This window comes from Dyella sp. C11, assembly GCF_003121485.1.
Taxonomy (GTDB): Bacteria; Pseudomonadota; Gammaproteobacteria; order Xanthomonadales; family Rhodanobacteraceae; genus Dyella.
Map to the genome: position 1 here is coordinate 1 of NZ_QAVX01000040.1, position 7,429 is coordinate 7,429.

At 56.4% G+C, this 7,429-nt stretch carries 8 protein-coding genes and 1 tRNA gene; 5 read left to right on the top strand and 4 right to left on the bottom strand.

The window, feature by feature from the left end; translation table 11 throughout:
- Positions 1 to 155: 155 nt before the first annotated feature.
- From serS to DK366_RS20905, 3 genes are all read left to right on the top strand, one after another.
- Positions 156 to 1,436: a serine--tRNA ligase gene (gene serS / locus DK366_RS20895; protein ID WP_109127495.1), complete on the top strand. Its 1,281-nt coding sequence runs from the start codon at positions 156 to 158 to the stop codon at positions 1,434 to 1,436.
- 10 nt (positions 1,437 to 1,446) lie between these two features.
- Positions 1,447 to 1,809: an LrgA gene (locus DK366_RS20900; protein WP_109127496.1), complete on the top strand. Its 363-nt coding sequence runs from the start codon at positions 1,447 to 1,449 to the stop codon at positions 1,807 to 1,809.
- 108 nt (positions 1,810 to 1,917) lie between these two features.
- Positions 1,918 to 2,007, top strand: a tRNA-Ser gene (locus tag DK366_RS20905).
- Positions 2,008 to 2,215: 208 nt separating this feature from the next.
- On the opposite strand, the gene DK366_RS20910 is transcribed toward DK366_RS20905, so the two are convergent.
- From DK366_RS20910 to DK366_RS21355, 3 genes are read right to left on the bottom strand one after another with little or no spacing between them, the layout of a single operon-like run.
- Positions 2,216 to 4,072, bottom strand: a complete 1,857-nt coding sequence (locus tag DK366_RS20910) for a caspase family protein (protein ID WP_109127497.1) — start codon at positions 4,070 to 4,072, stop codon at positions 2,216 to 2,218.
- Positions 4,069 to 4,374 carry a hypothetical protein gene (locus DK366_RS21350; RefSeq protein WP_232821145.1) on the bottom strand — a complete coding sequence of 102 codons (306 nt, stop codon included), beginning with the start codon at positions 4,372 to 4,374 and terminating at the stop codon, positions 4,069 to 4,071. The genes DK366_RS20910 and DK366_RS21350 overlap by 4 nt, the downstream gene beginning before the upstream one ends.
- Before the next feature lie 24 nt (positions 4,375 to 4,398).
- Positions 4,399 to 4,704 carry a hypothetical protein gene (locus DK366_RS21355; protein ID WP_157956652.1) on the bottom strand — a complete coding sequence of 102 codons (306 nt, stop codon included), beginning with the start codon at positions 4,702 to 4,704 and terminating at the stop codon, positions 4,399 to 4,401.
- A gap of 642 nt (positions 4,705 to 5,346) precedes the next feature.
- Here DK366_RS21355 and DK366_RS21360 point away from each other — a divergent pair.
- Positions 5,347 to 6,462, top strand: coding sequence for a hypothetical protein (locus tag DK366_RS21360; protein WP_157956653.1), 1,116 nt, complete (start codon positions 5,347 to 5,349; stop codon positions 6,460 to 6,462).
- Entirely contained in the window at positions 6,459 to 7,022 is a 564-nt protein-coding gene (locus tag DK366_RS20925; protein ID WP_157956654.1) for a hypothetical protein, read from the top strand. The genes DK366_RS21360 and DK366_RS20925 overlap by 4 nt, the downstream gene beginning before the upstream one ends.
- A 138-nt stretch (positions 7,023 to 7,160) precedes the next feature.
- Here DK366_RS20925 and DK366_RS20930 read toward each other — a convergent pair whose 3' ends face one another.
- On the bottom strand, positions 7,161 to 7,403 hold the full coding sequence (locus DK366_RS20930) for a DUF418 domain-containing protein (RefSeq protein ID WP_109127500.1): 243 nt from the start codon (positions 7,401 to 7,403) through the stop codon (positions 7,161 to 7,163).
- Positions 7,404 to 7,429 lie beyond the last annotated feature (26 nt).

Sequence of the window (7,429 nt, forward strand, 5' to 3'; positions counted from 1 at the left end):
CCCCCCCCCCCCCCCCCCCCCCCCCCCCCCCCCCGTATTTTTTTTAATGCTGCGGCCACCGCCGTGTTCTACGCGCATAAGATCGTCGGCAGCGTCAGTTTATAATAAGAGACAGGCGATAATCCAAGGTTCCAAGTCATTCATCTGGACACCTCATGCTGGACCCCGTACTGCTGCGCTCGCGTCTTGCCGAAACGGCAACCCGCCTCAAGGAAACCCGTGGCTACGACATCGACGTGTCCGCCATCGAGGCGCTGGAAAGCCAGCGCAAGCAGCTGTCCACCGAGACGCAGGAGCTCCAGAACCTGCGCAATACCCGCTCCAAGGCCATCGGCCAGGCCAAGGCCAAGGGCGAAGATGTCGCCCCGCTGATGGCCGAGGTCGCCGGCATCGGCGACAAGCTCAAGGCCAACGAGCATGCCCTTGGCGACGTGCAGGCCAAGCTGGCCGACATCGCGCTGGGCATTCCCAACATCCCGCACGAGTCCGTGCCGCTGGGCAAGGACGAAACCGAGAACGCCGAACAGCTGCGCTGGGGCACGCCACGCACGTTCGATTTCCCGGTGAAGGACCACGTGGACCTCGGTGCCCGCCACGGCTGGCTCGATGCCGACGCCGGCGCCAAGCTTTCCGGCGCGCGCTTCACCGTGCTGCGCGGCCAGCTGGCGCACCTGCATCGTGCGCTCGCCCAGTTCATGCTCAACCTGCAGACCGGCGAGCACGGCTACCTGGAATGCAACGTGCCGCTGATCGTCAACGCGGACACCATGAAGGGCACCGGCCAGCTGCCCAAGTTCGAGGAAGACCTGTTCTCCACCGAAGTGAACGAGGCCAAGCGTTACCTCATTCCCACCGCGGAAGTGGCGCTCACCAACCTCGTCGCCGACAGCATCGTCGAAGCCGACACGCTGCCCATGCGCCTCACCGCGCACAGCATGTGCTTCCGTGCCGAAGCCGGCAGCTACGGTCGCGACACGCGCGGCATGATCCGCCAGCACCAGTTCGAAAAAGTCGAAATGGTGCAGATCGCCACGCCCGAACAGTCGCACGCGCAACTGGAAGAAATGGTCGGCCATGCAGAAAAAGTGCTGCAGCTGCTGAACCTGCCGTACCGCAAGGTGCTGCTGTGCACCGGCGACATGGGCTTCTCGGCCATCAAGACCTACGACCTTGAAGTGTGGCTGCCCAGCCAGAACACCTACCGCGAAATTTCCAGCTGCTCCAACTGCGGCGACTTCCAGGCCCGTCGCATGCAGGCCCGCTGGCGCAACCCGGCCACCGGCAAGCCGGAACTGGTGCACACACTCAACGGCTCCGGCCTCGCCGTGGGCCGCACGCTGGTCGCCGTGATGGAGAACTACCAGAACCCGGACGGCTCCATCACCGTACCCGACGCGCTGCGCCCCTACCTGCGCAACCTCGAACAGATCGCCTGAGGCTGATGACATGAGCGGCACGCGTTGGGACAAGGTCGAACTCACCGCCAGCTACGTGCTGCTCACTATCCTGGCCACCGAGCTGCTCACGCGCCTGGGCCTGATCACCATGTTCCCCATACCCACGGTGGACCTGGTGCTGAGCATCATCGCCACCGTGCTGGTCATCGGCGCCTTCTGGTTCGCCCGAACCAGCCGCGCACTGCGCTTCAGCATCATCGCCTTCGCCGCGGCGACACAGCTGGTCCCCATGGTCATCCGCCAGCCGGTCCTGCTGCTCCCGCTTGTCGGCGCCGCCATTCCGGTAGGCATCATGCTGTGGGCCATGATCGCCCTGTCGAAAAAAGGGCAGGGAACAGCAAGCCATTCCTGATAAGATCTCGCTCCCGTAATGACGCAGCTCTTAGCCCGTCATTCCCGCGAAGGCGGGAGTCCAGTGACTTTAGGCCCTTAGCCCCAGCCACTGGAAACAACAAAACCCGGAGAGATGGCCGAGTGGTTTAAGGCAGCAGTCTTGAAAACTGCCGTAGGTGTAAGCCTACCGTGGGTTCGAATCCCACTCTCTCCGCCAGAAATGAAGAAGCCCCCGCATGGGGGCTTTTTCATTTCTGACTGAGCGACTGGGTGAGAACCCACCCGGGTTCGACAAATTTGTCCGGAACGAATTTGGACAGCCGAAGGCTGGCCCTGTAGCGCAAAGCGCGGAGGGGTTGGGTGCATGGGTGCACTCGGCAGCCTCGCTCGTTTGTCCTGAGGGGGGCGCCCTCTCCCCATTTTGGCTATCTCAATAGAAACCAAGGCACGCGATCAGGAAAAAGCAAGGAAGCAGCAACGGCTGCCCTTGAATACAAGTTGTCAGCGGGCAAAGGAACAAGGGGCCAAGATCCAGTTAAGTCACTGACCTTGCAGACGTCACGACCAATGGTCCACACATAGTTCTCTCCATTTTCCATTGACTCTTGGGCGTATTGAGAGAAGTCAGGCGTCATATACGCCAAGAAAGAGATGCGGTCTAACTCCCACAGATCGTTGTTCGCAATATCCTCAAGCCCCCATAGCTTTGCGCACCGTAACAAGACGGTGAGTGATTGACCTGGACGTTCGATCAATTCATGGACGTTGCTGAAATCCCCCAAGCGTCGCGCATCTAGATAGTCGAGAACGGATTCCGGCGGGATATCAACTGCGGCCAGATTTCCATGGGCCTCCAGAAAAGAGTTGTACAGAAGCCCAAAGAGTTGCTCGCCCTGTAATTCAAGGTTGGCCTCTTTTGCTTGATGGAGGGCGATGGCCATGTAGGGGGCCTGAGCATCAGTCATAAGAGCCAGGGCGTTTGCATAGCCCTCGATTGACGCCTTAAGTAGCTTCCCAAATGCTATCTGCGCGGCGGCCTGAAGCTCGGCGTCTTCAGTAAGGAGCATTGATCCTGCGGTCCAGCCAAGTACTTTCAGCAGTCGATAGGGGAGCACATAGAGGTCGGACAGGCCTCCGTTTCTCTTTGTAAGTAAGGCGTAACGGTCAAGTTCAAGATCCGCCAGCAATGTGTGTGCAGCCGTAAGGGTTTGTGCACCAGCCTGATTTAGTAAGGAATTTAGGTGTCTGGCTACACGGGTGTCCTCACAGAACGGTAGAAGAGATACTGCAAGACTGGAACATACTTCAGCCCCTCGGAACTGATCACGAGAAAGAGCTGCTCTTTCAAGTGCGGCGGCAGATAGCCGATCGCAAAAATCTACCAAGGCAGCGGGTTGCTCGGACAGCGCAGCGAAAGCCTGAGAAATAATGTCAGTGAACTCGCGAGCGCTCCATTGAACGTCAATAGATGTGTACGCCCTCCACAGTTCGTTATATTGGTTTCGAATTACTTGTTCGCTATCTGCTGGCCACGCTTGCAGCACATCTCTGAGGCGAGCAGTCGGATCAGATCCGTAGCGTGGATTCCGGCAGAATCCTGGTGCCCCAACCAAGTTGAGTCCCCAAACCACAGGCTGCTGGGTCTTCGTGTTTGGCATGAGACTATGAATATGTCGACCGATTTCAGTCAGATCGAGGGTTGGGCGAAAATCGTTTATTGCTGCGCGCCCCTCTATGCAGTCCAATATTGCATTCGTGCCAATGCCCCCATTTCCTGTTTCACCTGCATATTGGTTTTGAGCGGAGGTTGCGACCAGTGTTATTCCGGGCGATCCCGCGTCACCAAGAAATTCTGGCTTGAGCAGCGCACCTAAGTCGGCCACTAAGCCGCCGCTGCGGCACGCGTCGATCATGACGTTGCTCTGCGAGGGGGAGAACTCGTTTAAGTTGCGGAATAGATCGGCGAGCGAAAGGGCAGTAAGAGACATTGCTGTCGGCACAGTATCTCTTAAGCACATGTAGAAGCTTCCTGCATGCGTATCGCCGTGACCAGCGAAATAGATGGTTAAGGTTTCGAGTTTTCCCAGGGGCAAAATTCTAAGAAGTTCTGCACGCACTTGATCTGTTGTGGGCGAAAGCAATAATGCTGACAGCGATGGATCGTAATCACCAACTTCCTGCCGCATCAGGGCCTCGTACATTCGGCGAGCGTCAAGTTCCGCTCCTTCGAGGTCGCTGATGTGATCGTAGTGATTGCATCCAATTGAGATGAGGGCTCTCATTCCTCATCTCCGTAGCGCGCAAATTTTGCCCGGCGGGCTGCCTCCCGAGCATAGGCCTCATCTCTTTTTTTCGCCTTAAGTTCATCCAGTTTTTGAGTGAAATCTGGCGGCGCATTTGCTATTGAATTTTTAAGATCTTCAAATGCTTTTTCGCCAACATGAATCTGAGGCATCTCCACCTCACCGTTTATACCAACTACGAGTTCGATTTTTTCCAGTGCCTCATAAAAAAGCTCCCATATAGGGGCATTCTCGCGAGATTGGACCACGTTTCCCACTGATGCGCACGAGTCAGAGATCATGGAATACATAGACTCCACAAATTCTTAAGTCATGCCGTCAGCCAATTGCGTTACACCGCGTTCGATGCTCTCAAGATCATTGTTCACTATATCTTCAAAAGGCGTAGTCCCCTCGACTGAGTGGGCTTGTATGCCTCCATTGAAGGCGCTCGGATTAGCGGGATGCTTCCAATCTCCCCCGTGACGAAAGCGCTGAACATTTTCTTTGGATACAAAGCTTTCAATTACTTTCTCCATGCGCTTTTTAACTCTGGTTGAAAGCGCGCACGAAAATGCCTTCGCCACCTTCTTATCTTCAAAGTACTCGTGATCTAGGTAGCTTGATGACATGGCCTACTCTTAAGTGAAAAATATTATTGAGGGGGTTATATTGATGGTCTATTGGTGGTGGGATTGTCTCAGATGGCTCTAGGATCTATGAGGCATAGTGTGGCCGCACCTTCAGTCGCGGAGCATTAGTGGTGGCGCGCCTTTTGAAGTGGGCGAACAGCTCAAAGTCTCGAAATTTCCCAGGGTTGTCGAGCGCCATACATCAAAACGCGCCAAACCCACTCTATCGGCCCAAACCGGATACCACCCAAGCCACCACCGGCTAACAATAATCTGCGCCGCATAAACCATAACCCCAAGCCCCATCGCATGCGCCGGACTCATCCGCCCAAACCACCCCAGTCCCCATCCAAAGAACACCCACCCAAAGATCAGCGACTGCGCCAGATAGTTGCTGAAAGCCATCGGCCCTAACGGCCCGGCAACACCAGGCACCAGGCCCGCTCGCGTAAGCCTGTAAAGCGCGACCCCCGTGGCGCCATACCCAATGGCGAGCACCACCGGCCAAGGGTGATCAAGACAGAAGCAAGCGCTGCCCAGTCATGCCAGGGTGATGACGTCTAGGGCGGTTCAACCAAGCTTACGCCTTCGGGGTTTGAGCAAAGAGACTGGGATATCCGGGCATCGTGAATCATCGCGCGAGTGAGCAAGCGCTATTTAAGACGCTTTCGCGAGGTATTGGCCTACACGCACGACATTGACCACTGTAAGCGCGAACGGGAAAGTGTTAGCCCGCGCCCGATGGGCTTTCGCCTGTTGGATCACCAGAATCCGCGCACGACATGCGCGCACGAGGCGCATGCGACAACAAGGAGGGTGAGCGCGATGACTTGTGGAAATCCCAATTGCATTCCTTGTCAGCGAAAGTTGAAAGAAAAGTTGGAGCCAGTGCCGCCGCCCGAACCCGTTGGGCCAGAATTTTATCGCGCGCTGCTGCGGTTCACCTGTGACGATGTGCCACTGGGAAATTTTCCCTACACCTTAGTGCTTGGGGATGGATCGCGGATCGATGGAACAACGACTGATGACGGTCTAACGGAGCTGGTAAGCAGGGAGAGAAGCACTAGCGTCCTTAATGCTGTGTTGACCATACCGAGGGCTGGGAATTGCTGCGGTACGCAAGGGCAAACTTTGCCTGGCGAGCGCCTCTATTTGAGTGAGCACGGTAATGCCGTCGCTTCGTTCGTAAGGACGCGTGATCTTCCGCCCGTGACAAACATCAAGGTGCCGAAGGGTGGCGACCGAGGACTGACCGTCGGCGAAGAAGCGATGGCGCGTACGGTGTTCGGGGATGCGGTCAACTATTCGATAGTTCGCATCAATCATCACGGGTACTGGCAATTAATGGGCTTGCAAGACAAAGATACGGCTGTCACGCCGAACGGAAGCATCTATATGCCGCACCCAATCTATCGGGACGACTATTCGGATGGCGACGATTCAGATAGACGTCTATTCATGCACGAAATGGTGCACGTCTGGCAGTATCAATTGGGCTATCCAGTGAAGATGAAAGGCCTGACTGTGACTAGCCGGGGTGTCGAGGCATACAGATACAACCTGACGCCTGTCAGCCGTCTTAGTGACTTCAACATGGAGCAACAAGGCAACCTGCTGGCGGATTACTACATGATTTGTATCTATGGTCGTGCGCAGGGTGCATTCAATCCGCAAATGCCATCGGCGTGGCTATACCAAGTCATGGAGCCGTTTGTGAACCCAAAAGACCCCGCGCACCTGCCAAACAAAAACCTATGAAGCGACTTGCTGCTCTTTCTCTATCGGCGCTCGTCTGCTTTTGCGGCGTTGCATTCGGGCAAATGGCGCCCATAGGCTTGCCTACCTTGAACCTGAAAGACATTGGCGGAAATCCCGCGGCCTGCTTGCCTGCCGGAGAGGGCCCTGTGTCTATGCAAGGGGCAATGGTTGGTGCGATGGATTCTGACTTTCCACCCAATGAATGGGCCATCGTTTTGCAGGATACCGTGCTCCCTGCTGTGCTGAAGCCGGGGGAGTGCGTGACGTATCGGCAGACATTGAAAGGCTATGCACAAAAAGGTTTGGACAAACCTTTGAAGTCCGGCGAAACCTACATGTTCACCATCTTGAACACGGACAGCGAAGGGCATTGGGCAACGCGTTTGCACGTGGCTGTTTTCTGCATCGAGCAACGCCCCGATGGCTCGCGTAAGTTCCTCTCTTATGTGCCCCATGAAGACGGCAGCGGAACTTACCCGGCATGCGGAAAATACATTGGTTGGATGCCCGCCCCTGATGGAATTATTCCTCCCGGTTACAAGGCGCCCGACAGCCAGTAACCGTCAGCAGACGGCTTGCGCATAGTGGCTGCAACCATCCCAATAGAGGCTTGGTGTTGGGGCGTGGGTTGCTTTCAGGAAGCCGTTGCCGCACCAAAACCGGGTCGGATCGCAATTTGTGCTCAAAGTTGGGCGTGCTCAGCCGGCTGAAATTTTCCAGGGTTGTCGGGTCCCGTACATCACCACACGCCACACCCACTCCATCGGCCCAAACCGATACCGCCTTAGCCACCATCGACTAGTAACAACCTGCACCGCATAAACCGCAACCCCGAGCGCCATCGCACACGCCGGACTCATCCGCCCCAAACACCCCCCCCCCCCACCAAAGTAACCCCACCCAAAGGTCCCCGACGGGCGCGCATAGTTGCTGAAAACCATTAGCCCAAGCCGCCCCGCGCCGGCCG

Bases quoted from the DNA above. Each gene is read 5' to 3' on its own strand.
- serS (WP_109127495.1), top strand. From the start codon at position 156: ATGCTGGACCCCGTACTGCTGCGCTCGCGTCTTGCCGAAACGGCAACC.
- DK366_RS20900 (WP_109127496.1), top strand. From the start codon at position 1,447: ATGAGCGGCACGCGTTGGGACAAGGTCGAACTCACCGCCAGCTACGTG.
- DK366_RS20910 (WP_109127497.1), bottom strand. From the start codon at position 4,072: ATGAGAGCCCTCATCTCAATTGGATGCAATCACTACGATCACATCAGC.
- DK366_RS21350 (WP_232821145.1), bottom strand. From the start codon at position 4,374: ATGATCTCTGACTCGTGCGCATCAGTGGGAAACGTGGTCCAATCTCGC.
- DK366_RS21355 (WP_157956652.1), bottom strand. From the start codon at position 4,704: ATGTCATCAAGCTACCTAGATCACGAGTACTTTGAAGATAAGAAGGTG.
- DK366_RS20925 (WP_157956654.1), top strand. From the start codon at position 6,459: ATGAAGCGACTTGCTGCTCTTTCTCTATCGGCGCTCGTCTGCTTTTGC.
- DK366_RS20930 (WP_109127500.1), bottom strand. From the start codon at position 7,403: ATGGTTTTCAGCAACTATGCGCGCCCGTCGGGGACCTTTGGGTGGGGT.